Annotated in this window: 27 protein-coding genes; 18 read left to right on the forward strand and 9 right to left on the reverse strand. The window is 38.3% G+C overall.

The window, feature by feature from the left end:
* The first annotated feature begins 78 nt into the window (after positions 1-78).
* Both purF and MTT30_RS09740 read left to right on the forward strand, forming a co-directional pair.
* On the forward strand, positions 79-1,416 hold the full coding sequence (gene purF / locus MTT30_RS09735; protein WP_429801852.1) for an amidophosphoribosyltransferase: 1,338 nt from the start codon (positions 79-81) through the stop codon (positions 1,414-1,416).
* Positions 1,413-2,075, forward strand: coding sequence for a hypothetical protein (locus MTT30_RS09740; RefSeq protein WP_429801853.1), 663 nt, complete (start codon positions 1,413-1,415; stop codon positions 2,073-2,075). The genes purF and MTT30_RS09740 overlap by 4 nt, the downstream gene beginning before the upstream one ends.
* Before the next feature lie 120 nt (positions 2,076-2,195).
* Here MTT30_RS09740 and MTT30_RS09745 read toward each other — a convergent pair whose 3' ends face one another.
* The 8 genes from MTT30_RS09745 to MTT30_RS09780 all read right to left on the reverse strand — a co-directional run bounded on the left by MTT30_RS09745 (position 2,196) and on the right by MTT30_RS09780 (position 7,507).
* Positions 2,196-2,747 (reverse strand): DUF2393 family protein, encoded by a 552-nt coding sequence (locus MTT30_RS09745; protein WP_021090969.1) that lies wholly within the window; start codon positions 2,745-2,747, stop codon positions 2,196-2,198.
* Positions 2,747-3,277 carry a DUF2393 family protein gene (locus tag MTT30_RS09750; RefSeq protein WP_429801854.1) on the reverse strand — a complete coding sequence of 177 codons (531 nt, stop codon included), beginning with the start codon at positions 3,275-3,277 and terminating at the stop codon, positions 2,747-2,749. The genes MTT30_RS09745 and MTT30_RS09750 overlap by 1 nt, the downstream gene beginning before the upstream one ends.
* On the reverse strand, positions 3,267-4,001 hold the full coding sequence (gene hisIE, locus MTT30_RS09755) for a bifunctional phosphoribosyl-AMP cyclohydrolase/phosphoribosyl-ATP diphosphatase HisIE (protein WP_429801855.1): 735 nt from the start codon (positions 3,999-4,001) through the stop codon (positions 3,267-3,269). The genes MTT30_RS09750 and hisIE overlap by 11 nt, the downstream gene beginning before the upstream one ends.
* A 2-nt stretch (positions 4,002-4,003) precedes the next feature.
* A complete protein-coding gene (locus MTT30_RS09760; protein WP_429801856.1) occupies positions 4,004-5,122 on the reverse strand; it encodes an SPFH domain-containing protein in 1,119 nt (372 codons plus the stop codon).
* A gap of 17 nt (positions 5,123-5,139) precedes the next feature.
* Positions 5,140-6,054 (reverse strand): branched-chain amino acid transaminase, encoded by a 915-nt coding sequence (locus MTT30_RS09765; protein WP_054196075.1) that lies wholly within the window; start codon positions 6,052-6,054, stop codon positions 5,140-5,142.
* 104 nt (positions 6,055-6,158) lie between these two features.
* Complete coding sequence (locus tag MTT30_RS09770) at positions 6,159-6,800, reverse strand: thiol:disulfide interchange protein DsbA/DsbL (RefSeq protein WP_429801857.1); 642 nt, start codon at positions 6,798-6,800, stop codon at positions 6,159-6,161.
* Positions 6,801-6,809: 9 nt separating this feature from the next.
* Positions 6,810-7,307, reverse strand: coding sequence for a thioredoxin-dependent thiol peroxidase (bcp, locus tag MTT30_RS09775; protein ID WP_021088154.1), 498 nt, complete (start codon positions 7,305-7,307; stop codon positions 6,810-6,812).
* The gene (locus tag MTT30_RS09780) at positions 7,304-7,507 is read right to left on the reverse strand and encodes a tautomerase family protein (RefSeq protein WP_021090801.1); all 204 of its coding nucleotides are present in this window, start codon (positions 7,505-7,507) and stop codon (positions 7,304-7,306) included. The genes bcp and MTT30_RS09780 overlap by 4 nt, the downstream gene beginning before the upstream one ends.
* A 116-nt stretch (positions 7,508-7,623) precedes the next feature.
* Between MTT30_RS09780 and MTT30_RS09785 the strand changes: the two genes are divergently transcribed.
* Positions 7,624-8,028, forward strand: coding sequence for a hypothetical protein (locus MTT30_RS09785; RefSeq protein ID WP_429801858.1), 405 nt, complete (start codon positions 7,624-7,626; stop codon positions 8,026-8,028).
* Here MTT30_RS09785 and MTT30_RS09790 read toward each other — a convergent pair.
* Positions 8,025-11,333: a DUF748 domain-containing protein gene (locus MTT30_RS09790; RefSeq protein WP_429801859.1), complete on the reverse strand. Its 3,309-nt coding sequence runs from the start codon at positions 11,331-11,333 to the stop codon at positions 8,025-8,027. The two genes, MTT30_RS09785 and MTT30_RS09790, sit on opposite strands and share 4 nt — an antisense overlap.
* A gap of 171 nt (positions 11,334-11,504) precedes the next feature.
* On the opposite strand from MTT30_RS09790, the gene MTT30_RS09795 reads away from it, so the two are divergent.
* From MTT30_RS09795 to MTT30_RS09865, 15 genes are all read left to right on the forward strand, one after another.
* Positions 11,505-13,037, forward strand: coding sequence for an ABC transporter substrate-binding protein (locus tag MTT30_RS09795; RefSeq protein WP_429801860.1), 1,533 nt, complete (start codon positions 11,505-11,507; stop codon positions 13,035-13,037).
* Between the two features lie 12 nt (positions 13,038-13,049).
* Complete coding sequence (locus MTT30_RS09800) at positions 13,050-13,988, forward strand: ABC transporter permease (RefSeq protein WP_429801861.1); 939 nt, start codon at positions 13,050-13,052, stop codon at positions 13,986-13,988.
* Positions 13,985-14,785, forward strand: a complete 801-nt coding sequence (locus MTT30_RS09805) for an ABC transporter permease (protein WP_429801862.1) — start codon at positions 13,985-13,987, stop codon at positions 14,783-14,785. Before MTT30_RS09800 ends, MTT30_RS09805 begins: the two co-directional genes overlap by 4 nt.
* Positions 14,782-15,462 carry an ATP-binding cassette domain-containing protein gene (locus MTT30_RS09810; protein ID WP_429801863.1) on the forward strand — a complete coding sequence of 227 codons (681 nt, stop codon included), beginning with the start codon at positions 14,782-14,784 and terminating at the stop codon, positions 15,460-15,462. The genes MTT30_RS09805 and MTT30_RS09810 overlap by 4 nt, the downstream gene beginning before the upstream one ends.
* Positions 15,459-16,208: an ATP-binding cassette domain-containing protein gene (locus MTT30_RS09815; RefSeq protein ID WP_429801864.1), complete on the forward strand. Its 750-nt coding sequence runs from the start codon at positions 15,459-15,461 to the stop codon at positions 16,206-16,208. Before MTT30_RS09810 ends, MTT30_RS09815 begins: the two co-directional genes overlap by 4 nt.
* A gap of 29 nt (positions 16,209-16,237) precedes the next feature.
* A complete protein-coding gene (locus MTT30_RS09820) occupies positions 16,238-17,311 on the forward strand; it encodes an epoxyqueuosine reductase QueH (RefSeq protein ID WP_429801865.1) in 1,074 nt (357 codons plus the stop codon).
* Positions 17,312-17,461: 150 nt separating this feature from the next.
* Positions 17,462-17,908, forward strand: coding sequence for a 3-hydroxyacyl-ACP dehydratase FabZ (gene fabZ / locus MTT30_RS09825; RefSeq protein ID WP_021091063.1), 447 nt, complete (start codon positions 17,462-17,464; stop codon positions 17,906-17,908).
* 21 nt (positions 17,909-17,929) lie between these two features.
* Positions 17,930-18,718 (forward strand): acyl-ACP--UDP-N-acetylglucosamine O-acyltransferase, encoded by a 789-nt coding sequence (lpxA, locus tag MTT30_RS09830; protein ID WP_429801866.1) that lies wholly within the window; start codon positions 17,930-17,932, stop codon positions 18,716-18,718.
* Positions 18,718-19,950, forward strand: a complete 1,233-nt coding sequence (gene clpX, locus MTT30_RS09835) for an ATP-dependent Clp protease ATP-binding subunit ClpX (protein WP_429801867.1) — start codon at positions 18,718-18,720, stop codon at positions 19,948-19,950. Before lpxA ends, clpX begins: the two co-directional genes overlap by 1 nt.
* Positions 19,951-19,959: 9 nt before the next feature.
* On the forward strand, positions 19,960-20,997 hold the full coding sequence (locus tag MTT30_RS09840) for a rod shape-determining protein (RefSeq protein ID WP_021090637.1): 1,038 nt from the start codon (positions 19,960-19,962) through the stop codon (positions 20,995-20,997).
* The gene (mreC, locus tag MTT30_RS09845) at positions 20,987-21,742 is read left to right on the forward strand and encodes a rod shape-determining protein MreC (protein ID WP_087578294.1); all 756 of its coding nucleotides are present in this window, start codon (positions 20,987-20,989) and stop codon (positions 21,740-21,742) included. Before MTT30_RS09840 ends, mreC begins: the two co-directional genes overlap by 11 nt.
* Positions 21,742-25,002 (forward strand): carbamoyl-phosphate synthase large subunit, encoded by a 3,261-nt coding sequence (gene carB / locus MTT30_RS09850; protein ID WP_429801868.1) that lies wholly within the window; start codon positions 21,742-21,744, stop codon positions 25,000-25,002. Before mreC ends, carB begins: the two co-directional genes overlap by 1 nt.
* Positions 24,999-25,712, forward strand: coding sequence for a hypothetical protein (locus MTT30_RS09855; protein ID WP_429801869.1), 714 nt, complete (start codon positions 24,999-25,001; stop codon positions 25,710-25,712). Before carB ends, MTT30_RS09855 begins: the two co-directional genes overlap by 4 nt.
* Positions 25,712-25,912, forward strand: a complete 201-nt coding sequence (locus tag MTT30_RS09860; protein ID WP_103592802.1) for a DpnD/PcfM family protein — start codon at positions 25,712-25,714, stop codon at positions 25,910-25,912. The genes MTT30_RS09855 and MTT30_RS09860 overlap by 1 nt, the downstream gene beginning before the upstream one ends.
* Before the next feature lie 22 nt (positions 25,913-25,934).
* The coding region (locus MTT30_RS09865; protein ID WP_429801870.1) for a DpnII family type II restriction endonuclease at positions 25,935-26,067 on the forward strand (133 nt) is incomplete at its 3' end.

Consider the following 26,067-nt stretch of genomic DNA (forward strand, 5'->3'; position numbering starts at 1 on the left):
AATGCTGGCAATGAGATCAAGTTTAACTACAAAAATGTTCTTGAAATTTACAAAGATGATGAAAACTAAAGGAAAAAAATGTGTGCAATAGTTGGTATTATAAATTCTAAAGATGCAGCAAAGACTGCGTATTATGCGTTATTTTCTATGCAGCATCGCGGCCAAGAGGCAAGTGGTATTAGCGTTTGTGATGATGGAGAAATTTCTACTCACAAGGGTAATGGCCTAGTTACAGAGGTCTTTAATGAAGAAATTTTAAGATCGCTAAAAGGCGATATGGCGATCGGTCACAACCGCTATGCAACGGCTGGTAAAAACTCAGGTCGTGATGCCCAGCCAATAGCCGCTAATTACTCTTTGGGACAAATTTCGATCGTCCATAATGGAAATTTGGTAAATAAAGATGAGGTTAGAGATGAGCTTATTAAGGATGGTGCGATATTTCAGACAAATATGGATACTGAAAATATCATCCATCTAATCGCAAGAAATCATAGTAAACACTTGCAGGACCGTATTATCGCGGCACTTGACAAGATAAAAGGTGCTTATTGCCTGCTTATCCAGTCACGCCATAAAATCTTTGCCATAAGAGATCGCTGGGGTGTTAGACCACTAAGTCTTGGCAGGCTAAAAGATGGTGGATATATCGTAGCTAGCGAGACTTGCGCTTTTGATCTTGTGGGGGCTAGCTTTATAAGAGATATTAGGCCTGGTGAGATGATAGTCTTTGAACATGGAAAAAGTGAGTTTCAAAGTATTCAAATTTATGATCCAGATCCTAGAATTTGTGCATTTGAATATATCTATTTTGCACGTCCAGATAGTGTGATAGAAGGTAAAAGCGTCTATGAGGTTAGAAAAAAAATGGGTGAAGTACTAGCTAAAAAGAGCAAAATTAAAGCAGATTTTGTCGTACCTGTACCAGATAGCGGAGTACCAGCAGCGCTTGGGTACGCAAATGAGAGCAAAATCCCATTTGAGCTAGCTATCACTAGAAACCACTATGTGGGTAGAACCTTCATCGAGCCAAGCCAAGAGATGAGGAATTTAAAAGTCAAGCTAAAACTTAACCCGATGTCATCGGTTCTAAAAGGTAAAAGTATCGTTGTTATAGATGATAGTATCGTTCGCGGTACTACTTCAAAAAAGGTGGTTGATCTTTTAAGACATGCGGGCGCTAAAGAGATTCATTTTAGAGTCGCATGCCCTGAGCTTAAATACCCTGAGCGATACGGTATCGACACGCCAAGCTTTGAAGAGTTAATAAGCTCTAAAAAAAATGCAGAAGAAGTAAGAGAATATATCGGTGCAGATAGCTTAGAATTTTTAAGCATAGATGAACTTAAAGAAAGTATCGGCAATGAGCGAAAATATTCGCTTGTAAGCTTTGATGGTGACTATTTCATAAAGTGAAAAATTTAGCTATTTTTTTGCTTGTTGTACTATTTTTTAGTGGTTGCTCACAAAAGAATCCAAGCAAAAAAGACGAAATTCCTATTTACGTAAGCTACTATGAGATAAATGGCACAAAACAGCAGCTACAAATAAAAACTGCCCAAAATTTTGCAGAACAAAATGTTAGTGTGCCATTTTTTGGTGTAGTCAATTTTTTAGCAGAAGATAAAATTTTAAGTGCTTATTCGCTTGCGAAAGGCACTATAAACGTACTTGGAGTAAATAATAGCTCTATAAATTTAAATAAATCAAGCGATATACTAGCTTTAAAAAAAGCTAATGAGATAAATTTTTATGAGATAAGGCCTGATGTGCTTGAGAGTGTTAAATTTAGCTCACAAAATAGTGTTTGTGGCGATTTTTTGTTACAAAAGCCAGTGCATGTAAATGTAGCAACAAACTACTATTTAAGAGATGATAGCTTTTTTGCAAGCTTAATAGAGGCAAATTTCTTTTATAAAAAAGGTGCAAAGATCCTAAAAAAAGAGTTTGTTTATAATATAGCCGAGACTAAAATCCTTGAAGAAGCAAAAGAATTTACACAAAAAACAAAGCAACTCTTTTTAAATGACCTACAAAAATTGGGCAGGCTACTTGATATACTTTGTACTTTTTAAATCTTTAACTTAAAAATTCGTGTTTATTGCAGATACTAAAAAGATAAAATTTACTCTAAAATCAAACTAAGACTTAGCGTTTTATCCTATGAAATTTGTAAAAATTTGCTTTAAATTTGATTAGTAGCAATTTAGTTTTGTGATATTCATGCCATTTTTAAAGTAAGGCGGATATGGCATATATACGGTAAATGGTGTGCTTTTTTGCTTTGGTAAATTTTTGGCTACATCAAATTTATATTCAACTGTATTTGGCCTCTCGTCCTTATCTGTGCCAAGAACCCATGAGAAAAATGAAAGCCCACTCGGCTTAAAAAATGCTTCCCCGCCAAGATCATTTTTGTTTAGTGGTTGGTTGATTAGTTTGACTGTTAGCGTGCAGTTGCTAATTGTAAATTTACCGATATTTCTTACTTGCCCTTTAAAAACAATACTCTCATTTCGCAAAATTCGCTCACTTTTTACATTTTCGAGCATACCTTTTTTTGTGTATTTATCAAGCACTAGCATCAAAAAAACAGCAAGTGTGGTTGAGACTAGAATGTTTGTAAAAAATAGTGATAAAAATAACTTTCGCTCAGCTCTAAGCGAGAGAACAAGAAATAAAATAGAAAGCAGAGCAATCGCAAAAAGAACGATAATATGAACGATCGTAAAATATGCTGAGCTCATCAAAAACACTCCACTTTTTTAGAGATATTGTAGTCTATAAATGCGAAATCATTGACAAATTCTTTAACCTCAATGCTTTGCTTTGGCAAAAATTCTTCGTTTAAGATGATTCTTTTTCTAGCAAATGGATTAAGTGAGTTAAAAAAATCTTTCGTATTTTGTCTTGAGCTTAGATAGAAGTCAAGCTCGATTTTACAGATACTAAGTGCATTATTTGAATTATTTGTAATATTAAAATCGACCATTAACGCATCGACATATTGAAGCTGCTTGGTGGTTATTTTGCTTATGCTAACTGGCCTTAAATTTTCATTTATATATTTGTTTGCGTAGTAATCACCTACAAAAAGTCCGAAAAAACCAGCTAGAATAAATAAAAATCCTATCTGCCACCACGACTTTATCGCGATAAAAATTCCTAAAAGCACAATTAGTATAAATGCTAAAAATAACCAGCCATAGGTTAGAAAATCAATGAGCTTTGCATTTTGCAATACAAAAAGCAAGTTGTGCTTAATGCTATTTAACATCTCGCGATCTTTTCTCTTCAATGCCGCTCATGCCAAAACGCCTTGCAAGTTCGTTTTTTACAGCATCTGGATGGATATTATGGGCTGAAAGTGCTACAAGTGCATGAAAGCAAAGATCGGCTGCTTCGTAGATTAGGTCATCTTTTGCTTTTTGCTCATTTTGCTTTGAGTTTTCTGCGAAACTAAGATCCTTTGCAGCCATTATAAATTCGCCAGCCTCTTCGCCAACTTTCTTTAAAATTTGATTTTCACCTTTTTTAAAAAGACTTGCCACATATGAAGTTTCAGGGTTAGCATTTAGCTTTCTATCTTCTATCACATGGTAAAGCTCATCAAGCACACCATAATTTATTTTTTTGACTTCAACTTTTGTATCTAAAATTTTGCCGTCATGCAAATTTATTTCATTAAAAAAGCACGACCTTGCTCCAGTGTGACAAGCAGCGCCTCCGTTTTGAATCACCTTTAAAAGCAAAGTATCGTTGTCGCAGTCTAAAAAAGCAGCTTTTATCTCCTGAGTATTGCCACTTTCTTCGCCTTTTTTCCAAATTCTATTTTTAGTGCGTGAAAAATAGTGAGCGTAACGGCTAGATAGACTTAAATCTAATGCTTCTTCGTTCATGTAAGCAAGCATTAAAACTTCATTCGTGGCATGATCGCAAACCACTACTGGAAGCAATCCGCCAACTTTTTGCCAGTCTATACTTTTTGTTACGCTATTCATTTTTATCTCTCGCTTACTGAGCTAGCTCTTGCTTTATCTTTTGCGTCCAGCCAGATATTTGGCACAGCTCCACCAGGTGTTAAGAAAATTTTAGCATCTTTGTTTTCTTTTAGAGCCTCGTTAAATTTGTTTTGCGTCTCGATCTGCTTTAAATTTAGTAGATTTTGATCGACACTTTTTGCAACCTCTTTATTTGCATACGCAGTTGCGTCAGCCTCGATTTTAATGGCATCAGCCTTACCTTTTGCTTCAATGATCGCAGCTTTAGCGGTACCTTCTGCAAGTGCAGCTTGTTTTAAGGCTTCTTGATTTGCTCTTTCTACTTCGTATTTTGTTCTTTCAGCTTCTTGTTTTGCGATCTGAACACGCTCGATCTGCTCTTTTACCTTTGAAGGCAAGATGATCTCACGAAGCTGCACTGTTAAAAGCTCAACTGGCTTATTTGGCTGAGAGTCGATGTCTTTTCTTATGCCATCATCGATTTGTCTTGCTAGATCGTTTCTCTTTGTTGGAAGCTCTTCTGCTGTATATTTACCAGCGATACTGCGAACTACGTCACGAACGACAGGATCAACTATCTTACTCTCCCAGCTAAGACCCCAAGAGGCAATAGTTTGAGGGGCATTTTCTGGATTTAAACGGTATTGTACAGTAATATCAATACTAACTGGTAAATTTCTAGCATCAAGCACTGAAATAGAATTTTTACGTAAAATTCCAGCGCCAACGCCTTGATATGATTTTTGCATTGATTCGCCCATATCTTCACCTGAAGTGTAGTTGATGATCCTTACTCTAGTATCAACTACGATAATATCTTGTATAAATGGCAAAAAGAAGTGAAAGCCTGGTTGTAAAGGATTTGGCTCGTATTTACCTGCTGTAGACTTAATGCCAACTTCACCTGAGTGAATCACTTTAAATGGCTGAGTGATAGCAAAAATAGCAATAATTGCAATTACAATGTAGGCAAGTGCTCCAAATTTACCAAAACCACTTGGTAAATTTGGCATTTTAAAGTCCTTTTTGAAAGGCGGCTCTTTGTCGCTATTTTGACTTGAGCCTCTGTTGTCATTACCTGGCTTTTTTTTATTGAAATAATCGTTTAAATCAGCGGGCATTTCGTTCCTTTAAATTTTTAAATATATGTTAAAAATGATTCATATTTTTTATTTAGTCCATAAACTACGTCAAAATAAGCTTTTTGTAGTCTCTTTGTCACTTCTCCTCTAGCGCCGTTGCCGATGATTCGGTTGTCTATGCTATTTATCGGAGTTACTTCAGCTGCAGTGCCAGTAAAAAATGCCTCGTCGGCTGTGTATGCCTGATCTCTTGTGATGCGCTCTCTTCTTACTTCGATGTCAAGATCGTGAGCAAGTCTTATGACTGTATCTTGAGTGATGCTAAGTAGGCTGTTGTCGTTTGGTGGAGTGATTAAAACGCCGTTTTCAACGATAAAGAAGCACTCGCCTGGACCTTCAGCCACAAAGCCCTCGCTATCAAGAAGTAGTGCCTCGTCGTATCCAGCTTCTTTTGCCTCGTAGTTTGCCATTTGTGAGCTTAAATAGTTTGAGCTAGCTTTTGCTCTGTTCATTTGGGCAGCAGGTGCAAGTTTGGCAAAGCTTGAAATTTTAACTCTGATGCCTTTTTCTAGGCCTTCATCGCCAAGATAAGCACCCCATTCCCATGAAGCGATAGCAGTTTGCACTGGCGCTTTTGTGTGAGCTACGCCCATTACACCGTATCCTAAAAATATAAGTGGGCGGATATAAACATTGCCATTATATTTGTTTGCGCGAAGAAGCTCTATTTGCGCTTTTTCAAGCTCTTCCTCGGTGTAAGGTACATTTAAAACAGTCATTTTTGCTGATCTTAAAAGCCTTTTTGTGTGATCTTGAAGTCTAAAAATAGCTAGACCTTTTTTTGTTTTATAAGCTCTTGTGCCTTCAAATACGGCATTAGCGTAGTGCAAAGAGTGAGTTAGAACGTGTACTTTTGCATCGTCCCATTTAACTAATTTTCCATCCATCCAGATAAATTCTGAAGCATTCATTGTTAAACCTTTCTTTTTTCTTAGAAATTTTGGTCTGAGTTTATCTAAAATTGCTTTAAATTTACATTTCTAAGACCAAAATTTGCAGATATTACCCGCCAAAACTACTTATCTAAAAGCTCTTGTATGATCTTTACCATCTCATCGATTGATGAAGCTGCGCTTAAATTTATTAAGTATTTGCCGCTTACTACAAAAGCTGGCACACCGCTGATACTTGCAACATCATAAGAGGCGAACCATGCGTCTAAAAGCTCTTTTGCTCGGTCGCTATTTAGTGCTTTTTCGTAGTCGTCCTTGCTCACGTGAGCTGCTTTAAGGGCTAAATTTATAAATTTCTCTTTGTCTTTGCCATCATCAAAATCATCTTTTTCATCATGTCTTGCTTTATAGATCGCAAATTTTGCTTGCTTAAATTTTGACTCATCGCTTAGTAGATCAGTGCCATTTGCCTCATCTATCGATATAAGAGCGGCAAAAATTTTACTCGCGGTTTCGCCAAGTTTGCCTTTTGTGCTTAGATGATATGGGATAAATTTCACATCTTCAAGCTTTGACATCAGCTTTTTTGTGATAGTCCGGTCAAATTTATAGCAGTGTGGGCAGTCGTAGCTAAAGACCTTAACTACCGAGTTTTTAGGCACATTAAGCGGTTTTGCTAGAGTTTGATACTCCACACCTTCAGTTAGTGCTGATAAATTTAGCGCAAAAAACGCACTTAAAATTAGCATTTTTATAAGCTTCATCTTTGCTCCTTATTTTACAAGATCAGCTAGCACTTTTGCGGCGTGGTCTTTGGCTTTTACGCTTTTATAAATTTTAACTATCTTGCCGTCTTTGCCAATCACAAAGGTGCTTCTAACGATGCCAAGATACTCTTTGCCATAGTTTTTCTTAACTTGCCAAACACCATAAAGCTTTGAAATTTCTTTATCCTCATCGCTTAATAGAATGTGCTTTAAATTTTGCTTTGCGATAAAGCCAACGTGAGACTTCACACTATCTGGGCTAACGCCGATTATAACTGTGTCATTTTTGATAAACTGATCGTAGTTTGCGCTAAATTCGCAAGCTTCAGTCGTGCAGCCTGGAGTGTTGTCCTTTGGGTAGAAGTAAAGCACCACGTTTTTGCCTATAAAGTCCTTTAGTGCGACCTTTACACCGTCTTGATTTAGCGCTTCAAACTCTGGCGCTTTGTCGCCAACCTCAAGTGTTATTTTTCGTTCAATATCTGCTTTGCTAAATTCGCTCATTTTATCCCCTTTCTCTTATCTTCTACGCTCTCGCCACCTACGCCGATGTTGCTAGCGTCGTGAGTTTCTATGAAAATCATCACCGCCTCTTTTTTCTTGCCAAGCACTCTTACAAGCGTCTCAGTCACCTCTTTAAAAACTTGATCTTTTTGCTCTTTTGTCGGCTCTGGGCCTGCTATTTTGATATTAACATAAGGCATTTTTGCTCCTTTTTTAAGATACAAAATATTAGCCAAAATGAGTGAAATTTCAGATTAAAGCCTTTATTTAAGAATTTGGCATTAAAATACAAAAACTTGTTACATAGGAGCGAAAAATGGACTACAACAAACATAACAAAGGCTTTGTTTGCTTTATGTATGGCTTTGGACGAAGCAGGGTAGTTTATGCTGTTTTGATGGTTTTAGTCATATTTTTGCTCGGTTTTTTGACATTTGGCTCAAGCACTCAAACTGACATTTTAAATTTACAAATAGCCCTTGGTGTCATGCTTTGCGGGCTTTTACTCATCCTTGTTAATCCAAAAATTTTCATCATAAAGCTAATTGGATATTTAATTTCACTTGCTGGCGTTACGATCGCTCTTCACAATGCAAATTTACTAGGCGAAGACTTTAACTTATATTTTTACGCAAGCCTAGTTTTTGGCGCATTCATGATGCTTATGCTTCTTAGCTGGTTTGTTTACAACGCAAGAAGTAGCGAGATAAATGAAATTTAATTCACCACTCCCATAAGCACGCTTGTGTAGGTATTTTGCTTAGGCTCTGAGCTTGTTGCATCGTTTATATTTATGCGGCTAGCCTCAAGCCCAGCCTTTATGAGTGCTTCTTTTACTGCATTTGCACGCTCATTTGCTAGCTCAACTAGCTTTTCCTTATCCACTTCGATAGCTTTTATTGCCTCTTCTCTTAAGGCCTTATCGCTTTTGTCTTTAGCGTTTGGAACGAGAGAATTTAGCACGGTAATATAATCTTTCCCGCTTGAGGCGATTATTTGATTTATCTTTTGATCAAGCTTTTTTTCTTCAAAGTAGAGCACATCTATTTCAGAGTAAGTAGGTGTGATGCTAAGTTTCATCATAGGCTTTGCAGTAGTTAATTTTATAAAATCAGCTACTTTTGGCGCTTCTGAGCTTATTAGCTCGCTACTTCCAGCAAGAAAATCAATAGAGCTAAGATCCTTGCCGCCAAGCCCTAGAGCATTACCTAAAAATCTAAACGGAGCTAATGTGATATCAGCAAAGAGCTTTTTAACAGCAGCCCAAATGACACCGCCATATTTAAAGTCAGGATCGTCTAAATTTCCTTCAACTGGCAGGTCGATATTTATTTGATTATTTTGATCGCTTAATATCGATATAGCAAGCGAAAGTGGCAAATTTACAGCATCTTTTGAATCAACCTTTTCTCCAAGTGTGAGTGTGTCAAAATTTATAAGATTTGAGCCGTTTAGTTTTGAATCAACAACGCTATAATTTAGATTTAAATTTAACTTACCTTTTTTTATTTTATAGCCTAAAAATTGTCCGCTATATGGCGTTATATCAATTAGATCGATATCTTTAAAATCTAGCTTAATATCGGTATTTTGCTTTAGCTCAAAAGGAAATAATTTTGCTGTAATCTGAGAAAAACCGTTTTTACCAACTGTGCCTTTAAACTCGCCCGAACTTGGACGTTTTTTATCGATGTCAGTTAGCTTGCCATTTAGATTTGAAATTTTTGTAGCAAATGGCATAAATAGTGACGCATCTGAAAAATCAACCTCGCCGTTGTTAAGTGAGAAATTTTTGATACTAAAATTTAGCTCGTCATCTTTTTTACTAGCCACCTTTTTGCTCTCAGCTTTTTGCTCATTTTGGGCTTTGTTTTTATCTTCTTTTACGATTTTGCTTAGATTAAATTCGCGCTCTTTGCTTAGATGAGCCTTGATAAATGGCGAATTTAGAGCAACTCCAGTAATTTCAAGATTATTTTTAAAAAGTGAAATTTTATCCACTTCTAAACTTTTAAACGCGATTAGCTTTTCTTTATTTTTATCATCTAATCTAATATCTTTTACACTAAGTTTTGAATCTGCTTTTATATCTTTTGCATAGTGAAGCTCGGCGTTTGCGCTCATCTCTCCACTTGAAAGGTCTGCCTCTAAAAATGGCTTTGCGTAGGCAAAATATTTTGGCAAATTTTTATCTTCAAGTTTTATTTTAGCAGTTATATCAAGTGGTTCAAGTTTGATCTTTGAAGTTAGGTCTAAATTTAGCTTTTGCGAGCTTTTCATATCCACTTTTGCGTCAAATGGCTTACTAAAATTGCTACTTAAATTTGCTATTTTTACAAACAAATTATCAAATTTATGAGCGATCTTCTCACCTTCAAAAAGGTGCATCAAAGCGATATTGGCGTTATTTACATTGATATTTTTTATATCAAATTTAAACTCACTCTCTTTGCTTTTTGAAGCTGGTGTATTCTCTTTTTTGATTTTATTGCGATGATTGGCCGTTTTTGCTGGCCCATGCTCACCAAGCCCAAGCTGGTTTATCGCGCTTAAGCCGCTATCATTTAACTCCGAGTTAAATTTTAGTCTATTTATATCGATATTCTCAGCGCTCAAAGCCATATTTAAAATATCAAATTTGATCGTTTTTGTCAGCACGTCAGCGATATCTAAAATTTCTTTATTTTTTGCCTTTAAATTTATGCCATTTATACTAAGCTCATCAAGAGTTGCAAGGCTTTTATTGGTATCTTGAGCGAAGCTAATGTTTGAGATTTTAGCCCCTGCCACATTTGCATTCGCATTTTTACTAAGCGGGGCATTGATGCCATCAAACGCTATTTTTTCAAGCGTTAGAGCTGTTTTATTATTTGCTAAATTTGCATTTAAATTTGAGGCATTTATATCTTTTAGATTTACTAAATTTTTACTGGCTTCGTCTATTTTTAGGGTATTTGCATTTATGCTATTTAGTGCAGCTGTCGCATTTAGCTCACTTTTTTCATTTAAATTTGCTAAAAGCGAAATATCGTTTAAATTTAGCGATTTTAAGCTTGCTGTTATTGCATTTTTAAATGATACATCGCTTAAATTTATGGCATTTAACTCTAATTTAGCATCTATCTTGTCTGCTATTTTGCTTGATAGATCAAATTTTGGAAGCTCTAACTCACCAAGACTTAGTTCGTTTTTACCCTCATCTATGCTTAGTGATTTTATATTTAAAAAGCTATCCTTTAAATTTATATTTGTAGCGTTTTCATCGGCAATTAAAGCGTAATTTATTCCTAAATTTATGACCGCATTTTTAAGATTTAGTGTGTCGTTATCGATAAAGCTAATCGCGACTGGATCGATACTAAAATCCTTTATGCTGACGTTGCCCTCTATCTTTAGTGGATTTAGCTTGATATCGCCATTTAGATCGATCTTGTGAGCTAGAGTCGAGTTTGAGTCAAAGATATGGCTACCTGCGCTATTTTTCTTCGTATTTAGTGAGCTTAGCTCGTAGTTTATATCGTCAAAATTTACGTTAAATGGATTTGTTAGATTTTGATCGCTATATGAAAATGAGCCTTTGATGATTTTTGCGTTATTTAGGGCAAAATTTATAGAGCTAGTGCTGTTATCTTCGGTAGTTGCGTTATCGTCGCTTATAAAATTACTAAAGTTAAATTTTGAATTTTTATCTCGTAAAATTTTGACATTTGGCTCTTGAAGCCTAAAAATATCAACTTCAACTAATTTTTTAAAGATAGAAAATGGCTTTAGCTTGATGTCGATTTGCTTTGTGCTAAAAAGTGGAGAAGTAGTGTTTAGCTCAGCATTTGTCGCATTTAGCTCGAAGGTAAAAGGATTAAATTTAGCACTTTCTACAAAAAGTGTTGCGTTGTAGTCTTTTAGATACTTTGGAACAATATTTTTGATAGCATAAGGAACACCAAAAAATCCAAGAAGAGTATAAATAACTAAAAGTGAAACTACGCAGATGGCTGAAATAAGTGCTGTTTTTTTATTTTTATTCATTGTAAAATTTGCCTTGCTATTATCTAAAATAGGAGAGATTTTACTTCAAAAAAGGTTAAAAGATAGTTAGAAATTTAAAACTTCTATACTATAAATTTACATTTAGCTTAATAACACTTTTATACGATTCGTATTACTATGCAGAAATATTTTTAAACAAAGGGGATTGTGATGAAGAAAATTTTGCTTATCTTTTTTTTGTTGTTTGGTACTCTTTCTTATGCAAATGAAAATGCCGTTGTAGTCGCTATTGAGGAGCAAACACCTCGTATAAATCCACTCTATGACGAGGATCACGACCCTACGCTTTCTCTAGTTTTTTCTGGTCTTACGAGCCATGATGAAAATTGCCACGTCGTGCCAGAGCTTGCGAAGTCTTGGCAGGTGAGTGATGATGAGCTGGAGTATGTTTTTGAGCTACGAGATGACGCATTTTGGCACGATGGGGTGAAATTTAGCGCAAAGGATGTTAAATTTACCATTGAAGCAGCTCAAGATAAGAAGCTAAACGCGCCAGCTATATCAAACTACGAGGTGGTAAAAAGCGTTGAAATTTTAGGGGATTATAGGGTCAAGATCACGCTTAGCGAGCCGTTTCCGCCGTTTTTAGACGCGCTTAGTTTTGGCGTTTTACCTGAGCATATCCTAAAAGGAAAAGATATTGCAACTGATAAATTTAACGATGCCCCTATCGGCACTGGCGCATACAAGCTAGTAAAATGGAAAAAAGATGAGAGTTTGGAATTTGCGGTAAATGAGAAATTTTACAAGGGTGAGCCAAAGATAAAAAAGGTATTTTTTAAAATTGTCGGCGATGAAAATTTAAGACTAGTTGGGCTAAAAAGCGGTGAGATCGACGTCGCACTCATCTCTCCAACAGGGGTAAATTTTATAAAAGATGATAAAAAACTTGGCCTACTTAAATTTAAAAGTGCGGATTACAGAGCTTTGATGTTTAACTTTGAAGATCCTCTTTTTCAAGATAAAAATGTAAGGATAGCCCTAAACTACGCGGCAAATAAAGATGAGATAGTTAAAAATTTATTCCACGGATATGCAAGTGTGGCGAACAACCCGATAGAAAAAAGCTTTGCAAATGACGGTGAGTTTAAATTTAGCTACGATCCGCAAAAGGCTAAAGAGCTACTTGAAAAAAGTGGCTTTAAGAAAAACAAGGCTGGCTTTTTTGAAAAGGACGGCAAGGAGCTTGGCTTTGACATCTATGCCTTTAATAACGACGTTTTAAGGGTCAATCTAGCCAAAATTTTAAGCAGCGAGTTTGAGAAATTTGGTGTAAAAGCCAAAGCCTACGCAAAGCCAAAAACAGCTTTTGATCTAAGCAAGGTAGATAGCTTTGTGATCGGCTGGGGAAGCCCATTTGATCCGGACTTTCACACATATAGAATTTTTGGTGGATTTGCCGATGTGAGCGTAAATGAAAATGGCTGGAACTTTAGCCACTACAAGGACGCAAACGTTGATCTTGCCCTAAAAAACGCAAGATATACAAAAGACGCAGAGCTTAGGAAAAAGTACTATAAAGAATTTCTAAAAGCGCTTCATGAAAACCCACCTTACATTTTTATAGCCTATCTTGACTATCCGCTCGTTTTTAATAACAAAATTTCAGGCATCAAGACGCAAATTTTGGGCCACCATGGGGCTGGATTTTTATGGAACATAAGAGAGTGGCAAGTAAAATAGTGGATAAAAACTTTGTTTAGAGCCATTTTAAAAACAGCGATCTCAAGCCTTGGGTTGCTGTTTTTCATCTCATTTTTTCTATTTTTACTCATATATTTTTTGCCAGGAAATGTCACTGACGCGATGTTTTTGCGAAGTGAGGCGGTGAGCGTGGCTGTAAAAGAGCAAATTTTAGAAAATTTGGGGCTAAAAGATGGCTTTTTTGTGCAGTATTTTAGATGGCTGGCTCACTTTGTCACGGGCGACTTTGGCACTAGTTTTGTAAGTGGGGCAAGCGTGTCGCTGCTCATTAAAGAGAGGCTTTTAAACTCGCTTATTTTATTTTTTACTTCGTTTTTTCTGATAGCTCTTTTATCCTTCTTTTTAGGGCTTTTAAGTGCCATTTATAAGAATAAATTTGCTGATATTTTTATAAATTTTAGCTCCTTTTTGTTAGCTTCATTGCCACATTTTTACATCGCTCTTGTGCTAATAGCGATCTTTAGTGTCTATCTAAACGTGCTGCCAAGTTCTGGGGCAAACGAGCTAGGCTCTAGCGGTGTTGGGGCTAAATTTATCATCTTGCCAACGCTTGCCATCATCTTGCCACACCTTGGCGCAAACGTGAAATTTGTAAGAGACACGCTAAATCAAAGCCTAAATGCTGACTTTATCCAGACGGCTCACGCTAGAGGTTTGGGGCGGGGCAAAATTTATCTCTTTGCCATAAAGCACGCAAGCACCGATATAGTCTATTATTTCGCCACTCTTGTGGCTGGCGTTTTTGCTGGCTCATACGTCATAGAGAGCATTTTTTCATTTCCTGGCATTGGCAAACTAAGCCTTGATGCGGTGATCGCCAAGGACTATCCAGTCGCACTTGCGACCATTTTGCTAACGGCTGTTTTTGTCGTTTTTGCAAATTTACTGGCTAAAATTTTCGCCATCTTGGCAGATAAGAGAAATTTATGAGAAAAGTCATATTTTTCCTAGCTTGTTTTGTATTTTTAGCTCTTGTCACATTTGCCTTTGTAACGCCATTTTTTTCTAAGTTTGAGCCAAATTTCACTGACTTTATGGCGGTAAATTTAGCTCCAAGTAGCGAGCATATCTTTGGCACTGACATCCTAGGCAGGGACAATCTCATAAGAGTTGCCTACGCGCTTAAAAACTCGCTTCTTATCTTGCTTTTAGCTGGCTTTTTAACTACGCTTTTTTTGCTCATCTACGCATATTTTGGCACGAGCAAGAGTAAAGTTTGCGAGAGCCTTTTTGATAAGGGGCTTGATGCCTTTTTAAGCATACCAAACATCGTTTTTATCATGCTTTTTAGCTCATTTAGTAGCGGTAATCTCTTTATAACATCTTTTATCATCGCCATTTGCTCATTTATGCAGGGCGCAAAAGTTTTTATGCAAAATTTTAGACTTAATAAAAAGTGCGACTACGCCGAGCAAGCCGTGATAAATGGAGCTAGCAAATTTAGCCTTATATGCTTTGAAATTTTGCCAAATTTAAAGCATCTAATAATTAGCATCTTTGGCATAAATGCTATAAACGCGGTCGTCATGGAGGCCACGCTTGGTTTTTTTGGCGTGGGAAGTGACGCAAACAAAATAAGCCTTGGCATCATGCTAAATGAGAGTAAAGAGGCACTTTTTCTTGGCTCTTGGTGGATGGTGCTTTTCCCTGGGGTGACGCTCTTTTTGCTCATCCTTGCAACCTCGATCATCACGTCAAATTCAAAAAATGGCAATATAAAAATATGATAGAGATTAAAAATTTAAACATTTTTTATAAGGATAAGAAGCTTTTGCGTGAGCTTGATTTTAGCATGAGTGAGGGTAAATTTATAGGTATCACAGGCGCTAGTGGCAGCGGCAAATCGCTCTTTGCAAAGAGCTTAATAAGGCTTTTTGATGATGATTTTAGAGTGAGAGCGGATAAATTTAGCATTTACAAAAAAGACATCTTAAAACTTAGCCAAAATGAGCTAAAAGAGCACCGAAGAAAGGTCGCTGCGCTTGTTTTTCAAAACTCTGTTGCCAGCCTTCATCCGCTCTTAAACGTGGGCGATCACTTTAACGCCTATCTTGGCGGCGATAATAAAACAAATAAAGAGCTTGCGTTTGCTTATTTTGGGGAGTTTGGGCTAGATAATGCAAATCTCATCTGGCACAAATTTTCATACGAGCTAAGTGGCGGCGAGGCGAGCCGTGTGCAGATCGCTCTGGCTCTTTGCCTGAAGCCAAAAATTTTAGTCTGCGACGAGATAACAAGCGGGCTTGATAGCATTAGCGGTAGCCACGTGGCGGGCATCTTGGAGAGTTTAAAGGGCAAGATGAGCGTCATTTTTATCTCGCACGATGAGGCGCTAACAAGCTATCTTAGTGATGAAATTTGGCAGATGAGAGATGGGCGGCTAAATTTAAAGGAAAATGCGTGAAAATCAGGCTTGAAAACGTATCAAAAAGTTTAAGCTTTAAGGAGCATTTTAACGCTAGAGCTGAAGTTTTGCACCTTTTGGAGGGGATAAGTTGCGAGCTTGATGATGGCGAAAATTTAGCCATTTTAGGTCAAAGTGGCAGTGGCAAAAGCACGCTTGCAAAGCTTATATCATTTAGTGAGCCAAAAAGTGGGGGCAAAATTTATATAAACGATAAAGAGATCACGGACAAAAATGAGCTTAAAAAAGATATCAGATATATCTTGCAAAACCAAAAACAAGCCCTAAATCCAGCGCTAAAAGTAAAAACCGCGATCGCTCACGTGAGATCATACCTTAAGCTTAGCTTTAGTGAAAATGAGCTTAAAGAGCTTTTGGCAAATTTAAATTTAAAAGATGAAATTTTAGAAAAATTCCCCTCTCAACTAAGTGGCGGTGAGGCGATAAGGGTCGGGATACTGCTAGCACTTCTTTCAAAGCCAAAAATCTTAATCTGTGACGAGATAACAAGCGGGCTTGATAACGAGACAAAGCAAAAGATCATAAATTTGCTTTTAAGCTTAGATGAAAAGATCAGCATTATTTTTATCACGCACGATATTTTAAGCGCGATGAAGATAGCACAAAAGGTGCTAATAATCGAGGCTGGCAAGCAGGTGGCTTTTGGTAAATTTGAGGATCTTGCAAGCCAAAATGTCCTTAAAAAATACCTTGATGCTGCAAAAATTTATAAAAATAATCTTTGATATAATGCGAGCAAAAAAAAGGTTAAATTTTGCTAGTTCACATCTGCTGCTCGGTCGATAGCCACTACTTTTTAGGGCGCTTACGAAAAGACTTCCCAAATGAACGAATAGTCGGCTATTTTTATGATCCAAACATACATCCATATAGCGAATTTTTACTGCGTTTTGAGGACGTGAAGCGAAGCTGTGAGAAGCTAGGCATCGAGCTAATATGCGGCGAATACGACTATGAGGCGTGGCTTGGTGGCACAAAGGGGCTTGAAGATGAGCCAGAAAAGGGCAAAAGGTGTGAATATTGCTTTAATTTTCGTATGAAAGGCTCCGCTAAAAAGGCGCTTGAGCTGGGGCTAAATAAGATCACGACGACACTTTTAATGAGTCCAAAAAAGGACTTTTCTCAGCTTAAAAAGGCGCTCGATGAGGCGGTGGCTGGCTCAAATTTGGAGGCTGTTGCAGTTGATTATAGAAAAAATGGTGGCACAAGCGAGCAGTTTATCCTCGCTAAAAAAGACAAGCTCTATCACCAAAACTACTGTGGCTGCGTCTTTGCGCTAAAAAAACAGCGCGACTCGCAAAATTTGCCACAAAGTGAGCTAATGAGCGAGCTACACGCAAGGGCGCTTTATGGTAGCATAGAAGTGAGGCTTGAGCTTTATAAAAAGGTGCGCGAGTGCGAGGCAAAGGGAGAGAAATTTCACCTTTTTAGAAGGCGATTTTTAAACTACAGACTTTTACGCGCTTGCGTAAAATTTGAAGGTCATGTGACACCGAGCTACTTTGTACTCTACTCTGGCTTTAAAAGGGAGAATTTGAAGCTAAATGTGGCTAGTGACTGTGAGATGGATGATGAGCTAAAAGAGGGCGTGGTTTTTATGAGCTTAAATCGATTTAATAAATTTACAAATAGTAATTTTGCAAGCATGGATGAGCTTTGCAAAAGACCGCTTGAGCTTAGTGATGAGATGAAATTTCGCCGTGATATAAGTGGAGAATTTTCACAAAATCCTATCATCATCCTAGACGAGGTCAAAAAGGGTAGCTACGAAATTTACGCAAAGGTTGTTTTTTATAACGATAGCGAAGAAATTTTGATTTTAGACTAAAAGGTGAGTTTATAAAATTTATCTTAAAACAGTGAATTAAATTTTTGCCACATAAGGCGAAATTTAGAGATTTTTAAAAGAGGCTAATAATTTTTTTCTTAGTATAAATTTGTTACAATCGCCACAAATTTACATTACTAAGGCTAAAACGTGATAGACGTCGTAGAAATTCAAAAAATTCTTCCACATAGATTCCCATTTTTACTTATAGATAGAGTTGTCGAGCTAGAGCCTGCAAAAAACATTGTCGCTTACAAAAATGTAACCATTGGCGAACCGATATTTCAGGGGCACTTCCCAGGTCACCCGATCTATCCTGGCGTAATGATCATTGAGGGCATGGCGCAAGCTGGCGGCGTGCTAGCTTTTAAAAGCATGAGTGATGAGCATCAAGCTGGTATCGAGAATAAAGTGGTCTATTTTATGAGCATAGACGGAGCAAAATTTCGCCATCCAGTCCGCCCTGGAGATAGACTAGAGTATAGACTAAATGTATTAAAACACAAGGGAAATATCTGGGTGCTTGAAGGCAAGGCATATGTAGATGACGCACTTTGCGCTGAGGCTGAGCTAAAAGCGATGATAGTCGATAAATAGGCTTTAAGAAAAAGAGAGACAATGAAGAATATCCACCAAACAGCCGTTATAGAAGATGGAGCGATCATTGGAGATGACGCAAATATCGAGGCTTATGCATTTGTAAGTAAAGATGCAGTCCTTGGCAATAACGTCACGATAAAGCAAGGCGCAAGGGTGCTTGGCAAGACTAAGATCGGCGATAACTCTCGTGTATTTAGCTACGCGATCGTGGGCGATATCCCGCAAGATATCAGCTATAAAGATGAGATTGATACCGGCGTTATTATCGGAGAGCACGCAACTATACGTGAGTTTTGCACGATAAACTCAGGCACGCACAAGGGCGATGGCATAACAAGGATCGGAGATAATGCCTTTATCATGGCATATTCTCATATTGCACACGACTGCATAATAGGCAACAACGTCATTTTAGCAAATAACGCAACTCTAGCAGGTCACGTCGAGCTTGGCGACTATGCTGTTGTAGGTGGCCTTACACCAATTCATCAGTTTGTTAGAGTTGGCGAGAGCTGCATGGTCGCAGGTGCAAGTGCACTAAGCCAAGACGTAGTGCCATTTTGCCTAGCTGAGGGCAACAGAGCTTATATAAGAAGCCTAAATTTAGTTGGCATTAGACGCAGATTTGACAAAGAGCAGGTTGAAGAGCTGGTTCGTGCTTATAAATTTTTATTTAATCAAGGTATCAGCTTAAAAGATCAAGCAAACGAGCTGATCTCAAAAACTAGCGACGAAAACGTGAAGAAAATGTGTAAATTTATATTAGAAACAACAAGAGGAATTCCGCTTGCAAAAGGAAGAGATTAATGGCTAGAAAGTGTAATTTTTGTGGAGAGGCTGAGTCTGCCGAGAGAAGGCTACTAGCAGATATAGAAGGAAATGCCTATATATGTGAGTACTGCATCGCTGCGGCATACGATATGATACACGGAGATACTAGCGTAGAAGAGAGCAGAAACGAAGAAGTAATAGAGTATCAAAAACTTACACCAAAGGAGCTAAAATCAGTACTTGACAACTACGTGGTTGGTCAAGATAGGGCCAAAAAAGTGTTTAGTGTTGGTGTTTATAACCATTATAAAAGAATTTTTAAACAAAGTGATATCAAAGACGACACTGAAATTTCAAAATCAAACATCTTACTTGTTGGACCAACAGGAAGTGGCAAGACATTGATGGCTCAGACTTTGGCGAGATTTCTTGATGTGCCTATTGCGATTTGTGATGCTACGAGTTTAACTGAAGCCGGATATGTAGGTGAGGATGTTGAAAATATCCTAACAAGGCTTTTACAAGCTGCAAATGGCGATGTGAAAAAGGCGGAGCAGGGCATTGTTTTTGTAGATGAGATCGATAAGATCGCTAGAATGAGTGAAAATAGAAGTATCACAAGAGACGTTTCAGGCGAAGGCGTGCAGCAAGCGCTTTTAAAGATCATTGAAGGAAGTGTTGTAAATATCCCGCCAAAAGGTGGCAGAAAACATCCAAACCAAGACTTCATCCAGATAGATACGACAAATATTTTATTTGTTTGTGGCGGTGCATTTGACGGACTTCTTGATATTATCGAGAGAAGGATTGGTAAAAACGTACTTGGATTTAACCAAGAAAAACGTGGTAAAAATGAAAAAGAAAATTTACTAAGCCTACTTGAGCCAGACGATCTTGTGAGGTATGGCCTCATTCCAGAGCTTATTGGCAGACTTCACGTAGTAGCCACTTTAAATGAAATAACAAAAGAAGATATGGTAAAAATTTTAACTGAGCCAAAAAATGCGATATTAAAACAATACCAAAAGCTTTGTGCGATTGACGGTGCTACACTTAAATTTGATGATGAAGCACTTGAAGAGATAGCAAGTCTGGCTATTGAGAGAAAGACTGGAGCCAGAGGGCTTAGAAGTATAATGGAAGAGCTCATGACAGACATAATGTATGAGCTGCCAGAGCTAAAAGAATATGATATTGTTATCTCAAAAGAGACTGTAAAAGATAAGGCAAAGCCAATTTTAATAAAGCACGATAAGAAAATAGCGTAAAGGAAATAGATGTTTTTAGATCAGGTTATAGGTTTTTTCTCAAGTGATATGGGTATAGATCTAGGTACAGCAAATACACTTGTTTTGGTAAAGGATAAAGGCATAATAATAAACGAGCCTTCTGTTGTTGCAGTAAGGCGTGAGAAATATGGCAAACAAAAAATTTTAGCGGTCGGACATGCTGCAAAAGAGATGGTAGGAAAAACTCCAGGCGATATCGAGGCGATAAGGCCGATGAGAGATGGCGTAATTGCGGATTTTGATATGACTGAGCGCATGATACGCTATTTTATAGAAAAGACTCATAAAAGAAAAAGCTTTTTACGCCCAAGGATCATCATCTCAGTTCCTTATGGACTTACTCAGGTCGAAAGAAAGGCCGTTAGAGAGAGTGCCTTAAGTGCTGGAGCAAGAGAGGTATTTTTGATCGAAGAGCCTATGGCAGCAGCGATTGGCGCAAATTTACCAGTTCGTGAGCCACAAGGCAATCTAGTAGTTGATATCGGTGGCGGTACGACTGAGATAGGTGTTGTCTCGCTTGGTGGTCTAGTCATCTCAAAATCAATCCGCACAGCTGGCGATAAGATTGATATTAGCATTGTTAATTATATAAAAGAGAAATATAACCTACTAATAGGCGAGCGAACTGGCGAGGAGATAAAGATTGCCGTAGGTTCTGCCGTGCAGCTTGAAAAAGAGCTAAGCGTGGTGGTAAAAGGTCGTGACCAGGTAAGTGGTCTTTTAAGTAGAGTCGAGCTAACAAGCGAAGATGTAAGAGAGGCGATGAGGGAACCACTAAAAGAGATCGCAGATGCGCTTAAAACTGTGCTTGAGATGATGCCGCCTGATCTTGCTGGTGATATCGTGGAGACTGGTATCGTACTAACTGGCGGCGGTGCTCTTATTAGGGGGCTTGATAAATTTTTATCTGATATCGTTAAACTTCCAGTTTTTGTAGCAGATGAGCCACTCCTTGCGGTTGCTAGAGGAACTGGCAAGGCACTTGAAGAGATTGGGCTTTTACAACAGCTGACAAATGAAGAGTAAGATTGTTCTTTTTGTTTTTATAGCATTGCTTGCTACGGCCTCAGTTTTTAAGGGAGAAATTTTAAGTAATCTTTCTATTGGGTTTAGTAACTATGCTACAAATTCATACGACAATTTTGCTAAAAGCGTGAAAGACTATATAAACGAATATTTTAGGCAGGCTAGCGAGATAGAAAAGCTAAGAGCGCAAAATGAAGAGCTAGAGCGCTCAGCCACGCTTCTTTCTACTTTTGCGAACGAGCTAAATCAAATTTTAAAAGATAAAAACTCGACTGCCTACGCCCCAGCTGTAAAGCTAGTAAAAGGGCTTAGCTACGTACATATTGGGGATTACAATAAAATTTGGATAAGCGAGTTTGAAGGATATAACCCAAATAAAATTTACGGGCTCATCTATCAAGGAAATAGCGCTGGCATAGTCATAGCAAAAGACGGCAAGCCATTAGCTTACTTACAAAATGACCCAAAAAGTATATTTGCGGTTTACATAGGAAATGACAAAATTCCAGGCGTTGCCCATGGAAATCAAGGCCAAATAATGGTGAAATTTATCCCACAATGGCTCAGCCCAAAAGAGGGCGACGAGGTCTTTACGAGCGGGCTTGATGGGATATTTTTTAGTGGGGTGCCAGTAGGGCGCGTGAGTAAAATTTTAAAAGAGAGCTCCTATCAAAGCGTGATAGTTGAGCCCTATGCGAAGCTAAACATACCAAACTATCTATACGTTGTAACAAAGGAAAAATGATGCCAAAAAGAACAGATATAAATACCATTTTGCTAATCGGCTCAGGCCCTATCGTCATCGGTCAAGCCTGCGAATTTGACTACTCAGGCACGCAAGCAGCCAAGACGCTAAAAGAGCTTGGATACCGCGTAGTGCTTATCAACTCAAACCCAGCCACCATCATGACTGACCCAAATTTTGCCGATGCAACGTATGTTGAGCCGATCACAAAAGATAGCATTTTAAAGATCATCGAAAAAGAAAATATTGATGCTATCTTGCCAACGATGGGAGGTCAAGTAGCGTTAAATGCCGCTATGGAGGTCTTTGAGAGTGGTCTTTTAAAGGATGTGAAATTTCTTGGTGCAAACCCAGAAGCGATAAAAAAGGGCGAAGATAGACAAATTTTTAAAGCAACTATGCAAAAGATCGGCATGGACCTGCCTGAGAGTAGATATGCTTACAATATGGATGACGCCCTCAATGCAGCAAATGAGATAGGCTTCCCGCTCATCATAAGAGCTAGCTACACACTTGGCGGCGCAGGAAGCGGCGTGGCTTATAATATGGACGAGTTTAAAGAGCTAGCCAACACCGGCCTTGACGCAAGCCCGATACATGAAATTTTGATAGAAGAGAGTTTGCTTGGCTGGAAAGAGTACGAGATGGAGGTCATTAGAGATAGAAACGATAACTGCATCATCGTCTGCTCGATCGAAAATTTTGACCCAATGGGCGTTCATACAGGCGATAGCATTACGGTTGCACCAGCACTCACACTCACAGATAAGGAGTATCAGGCTATGCGTGACGCTAGCTTTGCCATACTTCGTGAGATTGGTGTTGATACTGGTGGTAGTAACGTGCAGTTTGCCATAGATCCAAAAAGTGGTCGCATGATCGTTATCGAGATGAACCCACGCGTTAGCCGAAGCTCAGCCCTTGCAAGTAAGGCTACTGGCTATCCTATCGCAAAGGTCGCGACTCTACTAGCAGTTGGCTTTAGTCTAGATGAGATCAAAAACGACATCACAGGCACACCTGCTAGCTTTGAGCCGGTGATTGACTACATCGTGACAAAGATCCCACGTTTTACATTTGAGAAATTCCCAGGATCAAACCCATATCTAGGCACTGCGATGAAGTCAGTTGGCGAGGTTATGGCCATTGGCAGGACATTTAAAGAGAGTATCCAAAAAGCGCTTTGCAGCCTAGAGCGCGATCTTTGCGGATTTAATAGCTTAAATTTAGAAAAAAATGCCTTGGTTTATGGCATCAGAAATGCAAACGAGCAGAGAATTTTATATATTGCACAGGCATTTAGAGATGGATTTAGCGTGGCTGAGGTGCATGAGTTTAGCAAGATCGATCCTTGGTTTTTGGAGCAAATTTATGAGATAGTTAAATTTGAAGATAAGATCGACATGGATATCTTAAACAACGAGGAGCTGCTACGAGAGGCCAAAAGCATGGGCTTTTCAGACAAGATGATAGCTGTGCTTATAAACGAAAAAGACGATCTTGAGCTTAGTCAAAATGATATCTATTTCGCTAGGCAAAAGCTTGGTGTTGAGCTTGAATACAACGAGGTTGATACTTGTGCGGGCGAATTTAAGGCACTAACGCCATATCTCTACTCATCTACAAATATCACTAAATTTCCTAAAAAAGAGCTAGCAAAAACAGACAAAAAAGTGATGATAATAGGCGGCGGTCCAAACAGGATCGGACAAGGCATAGAGTTTGACTACTGCTGCGTACATGCAAGCTACGCCTTAAGAGACCTTGGCGTAAAAACAATAATGTACAACTGCAACCCGGAAACCGTCTCAACCGACTACGACACGAGCGATATTTTATACTTTGAGCCGATCGATTTTGAGCACGTTAGATCAGTCATCGAGCGTGAAAAGCCAGACGGCGTGATCGTGCATTTTGGCGGCCAAACTCCGCTTAAATTTGCAAAGCGCCTAAGTGTAATCGGTGCAAAGATCATCGGAACAACTGCAAGAGTGATCGACGTGGCCGAAGATAGAAAGAAATTTAGCGAATTTATAAATAAAATCGGCGTCCTTCAGCCTAAAAATGACACCGCCACTAGCTTAGAAGAAGCCTTGCAAAAAGCCGCGACTATCGGCTATCCAGTACTCGTTCGCCCAAGCTACGTTCTAGGCGGCAGGGCAATGAGAAGGGTACATAACGAGAGCGAACTAAAAGAGTATATGAATGAGGCGGTAAAGGTTAGCAACCACTCGCCAGTGTTACTTGATAAATTTTTACAAGACGCAAAAGAGCTTGATGTAGACGCGATATGTGACGGCAAAGAGGTCTATATCGGCGCGATAATGGAGCACATCGAGGAGGCTGGAATTCACTCTGGCGACTCAGCTTGCATATTGCCACCGATGAGCTTAAGCGCAGAAATGATAAAAAAAGTGGAGAAGCAAACTAGAGATATTGCGCTAAATTTAGGCGTTGTCGGCCTTATGAATATCCAGTTTGCTATCTATGAAAATGAGCTTTATATGATCGAGGTAAATCCTCGCGCGAGCAGGACTGTGCCATTTGTGAGCAAAGCTACTGGCGTGCCTATGGCAAAAGTAGCAACAAGAGTTATGTGGCAGGGAAATTTACGTGAAGCGCTTAAATTTTATGATGATTACAGGGTTGTTTATGAGGACGGCGACATCCTAAAACCTCGTGTAAGTTCGCATATTTGTGTAAAAGAGTGTGTATTGCCATTTAATAAGCTAAGTGGCGCCGATCTCATCCTTGGTCCTGAGATGAAGAGTACGGGCGAGGTAATGGGCATAAGCCACGATTTTGCAAGCTCATTTGCAAAGAGTCAAATCGCTGCGAGCAACACTTTGCCAAGTAAAGGCAGGGTCTTTTTAACGCTGACTGATGGCGACAAATCTTATGCACCAGACCTTGCAAGAGAGCTAATAGCACTTGGCTTTAGTGTCATCGCAACTGGCGGCACGCATAAAATTTTAAGCGAAGCTGGCGTGGATGCTGAGTTTGTCTATAAGATAAGTGAGGGCAGACCAAATATCGAAGATAGGCTTAAAAACGGCGATATCGCACTTGTTATAAATACAAGCGATACAAAATCAAGTGTGGATGATGGAAAAAAGATCCGCCAAAACGTGCTTAGATTTAAAATTCCTTACTTTACAACGATCCGCGCAGCACTTGCTGCTGCTAAGTCGCTAAGCTCAGTACAAACCGGCAAAGCACTTGAGGTAAAAAGCTTGCAAGAGTATCTAAGCGAGAAATGAACCAAAAAGAGCGTGTAGTAGAAGCGTTAGCTAGCCTTGGTGGCATGGCAACGCTTTTTGATCTTTATCATAAAACTGATGTTAGCACTTGGGGTAGTAAAACTCCATTTGCTAGTATAAGACGGATAGTACAGACTAATAAAGAGTTTTATAAGATCATAGCTGGGCTTTGGGGACTTTGTGAGTTTAGGGATAAAAATTTAGCCAAAACAGGTGATAGCAAGAGTGCGCAAAATGAAAAATTTACACATTCTTATTATCAAGGCGTTATCGTTGAGATAGGAAATTTAAGACATTTTCAAACATTCATTCCAGCTCAAGATAAGAACAAAATTTATAAATCAGATAAGAAACTTTGCGAGCTTGCGAGCTTGAGTGAGATATATAAATTTAGTTATGAAGATATCGTTAAAAGAGCAAAAACAATAGATGCAATATGGTTTAACGAAAGAAATTTACCAAACTCATTTTACGAAGTTGAACATAGTACAGACTTTAAAAATTCACTAAACAAATTTTTTGAGCTTCAAGACTTTAATGCTAGGATGTTTATAATCGCAGACAAAAAGAGGCAAAGAGAGTATGAAAGCGTTTTGAAGGCTAGCATCTACGAGCAGATAGCTCAAAAGGTAAAATTTGCTAGTTACGAAGATATATCAAGGCAGCTTGAAAGAGAGAGTGAGCAAGCATTTATTAAAATGGGAATTTAATGAAAGAATTTGAAGTTGAGATAACTGAAATTTTAAGTAAAAAGATAAAGTTTAAAGCAAAAGATCAGCATGAGGCATGTAAGATCGCCAAAAAGGCTTATGAAAAGAGCGAGATCGTGCTTGGAGCTGATGATTTTACTGAGGTGAAATTTAAATCTTGTCCACAAGTAAGCCAAAAGATCAAGGTAAAAAATGAATAATATAACTCCTTTTGATAAATTTATGGCAAGTTTAAAAGAGACAAATGCTACACTTGGCTACTTTTGTGATTTTGAAAAATGTTCTAAGAACCTTGCGAAGGTCGCTATCAAACTTAATGCTTTAAATTTCTTACTTGGTTCAAAAGATTTGAAAA

Source organism: Campylobacter concisus (genome assembly GCF_050447445.1).
Classification (GTDB): domain Bacteria; phylum Campylobacterota; class Campylobacteria; order Campylobacterales; family Campylobacteraceae; genus Campylobacter_A; species Campylobacter_A concisus_BI.

Bases quoted from the DNA above. Each gene is read 5' to 3' on its own strand.
- MTT30_RS09805 (WP_429801862.1), top strand. From the start codon at position 13,985: ATGAGAAAAGTCATATTTTTCCTAGCTTGTTTTGTATTTTTAGCTCTT.
- MTT30_RS09795 (WP_429801860.1), top strand. From the start codon at position 11,505: ATGAAGAAAATTTTGCTTATCTTTTTTTTGTTGTTTGGTACTCTTTCT.
- carB (WP_429801868.1), top strand. From the start codon at position 21,742: ATGCCAAAAAGAACAGATATAAATACCATTTTGCTAATCGGCTCAGGC.
- MTT30_RS09785 (WP_429801858.1), top strand. From the start codon at position 7,624: ATGGACTACAACAAACATAACAAAGGCTTTGTTTGCTTTATGTATGGC.
- MTT30_RS09750 (WP_429801854.1), bottom strand. From the start codon at position 3,277: ATGTTAAATAGCATTAAGCACAACTTGCTTTTTGTATTGCAAAATGCA.
- lpxA (WP_429801866.1), top strand. From the start codon at position 17,930: ATGAAGAATATCCACCAAACAGCCGTTATAGAAGATGGAGCGATCATT.
- MTT30_RS09840 (WP_021090637.1), top strand. From the start codon at position 19,960: ATGTTTTTAGATCAGGTTATAGGTTTTTTCTCAAGTGATATGGGTATA.
- MTT30_RS09855 (WP_429801869.1), top strand. From the start codon at position 24,999: ATGAACCAAAAAGAGCGTGTAGTAGAAGCGTTAGCTAGCCTTGGTGGC.
- bcp (WP_021088154.1), bottom strand. From the start codon at position 7,307: ATGAGCGAATTTAGCAAAGCAGATATTGAACGAAAAATAACACTTGAG.
- MTT30_RS09790 (WP_429801859.1), bottom strand. From the start codon at position 11,333: ATGAATAAAAATAAAAAAACAGCACTTATTTCAGCCATCTGCGTAGTT.
- clpX (WP_429801867.1), top strand. From the start codon at position 18,718: ATGGCTAGAAAGTGTAATTTTTGTGGAGAGGCTGAGTCTGCCGAGAGA.
- MTT30_RS09780 (WP_021090801.1), bottom strand. From the start codon at position 7,507: ATGCCTTATGTTAATATCAAAATAGCAGGCCCAGAGCCGACAAAAGAG.
- mreC (WP_087578294.1), top strand. From the start codon at position 20,987: ATGAAGAGTAAGATTGTTCTTTTTGTTTTTATAGCATTGCTTGCTACG.
- MTT30_RS09765 (WP_054196075.1), bottom strand. From the start codon at position 6,054: ATGAATGCTTCAGAATTTATCTGGATGGATGGAAAATTAGTTAAATGG.
- MTT30_RS09745 (WP_021090969.1), bottom strand. From the start codon at position 2,747: ATGAGCTCAGCATATTTTACGATCGTTCATATTATCGTTCTTTTTGCG.
- MTT30_RS09760 (WP_429801856.1), bottom strand. From the start codon at position 5,122: ATGCCCGCTGATTTAAACGATTATTTCAATAAAAAAAAGCCAGGTAAT.
- purF (WP_429801852.1), top strand. From the start codon at position 79: ATGTGTGCAATAGTTGGTATTATAAATTCTAAAGATGCAGCAAAGACT.
- MTT30_RS09770 (WP_429801857.1), bottom strand. From the start codon at position 6,800: ATGAAGCTTATAAAAATGCTAATTTTAAGTGCGTTTTTTGCGCTAAAT.
- MTT30_RS09860 (WP_103592802.1), top strand. From the start codon at position 25,712: ATGAAAGAATTTGAAGTTGAGATAACTGAAATTTTAAGTAAAAAGATA.
- MTT30_RS09810 (WP_429801863.1), top strand. From the start codon at position 14,782: ATGATAGAGATTAAAAATTTAAACATTTTTTATAAGGATAAGAAGCTT.
- hisIE (WP_429801855.1), bottom strand. From the start codon at position 4,001: ATGAATAGCGTAACAAAAAGTATAGACTGGCAAAAAGTTGGCGGATTG.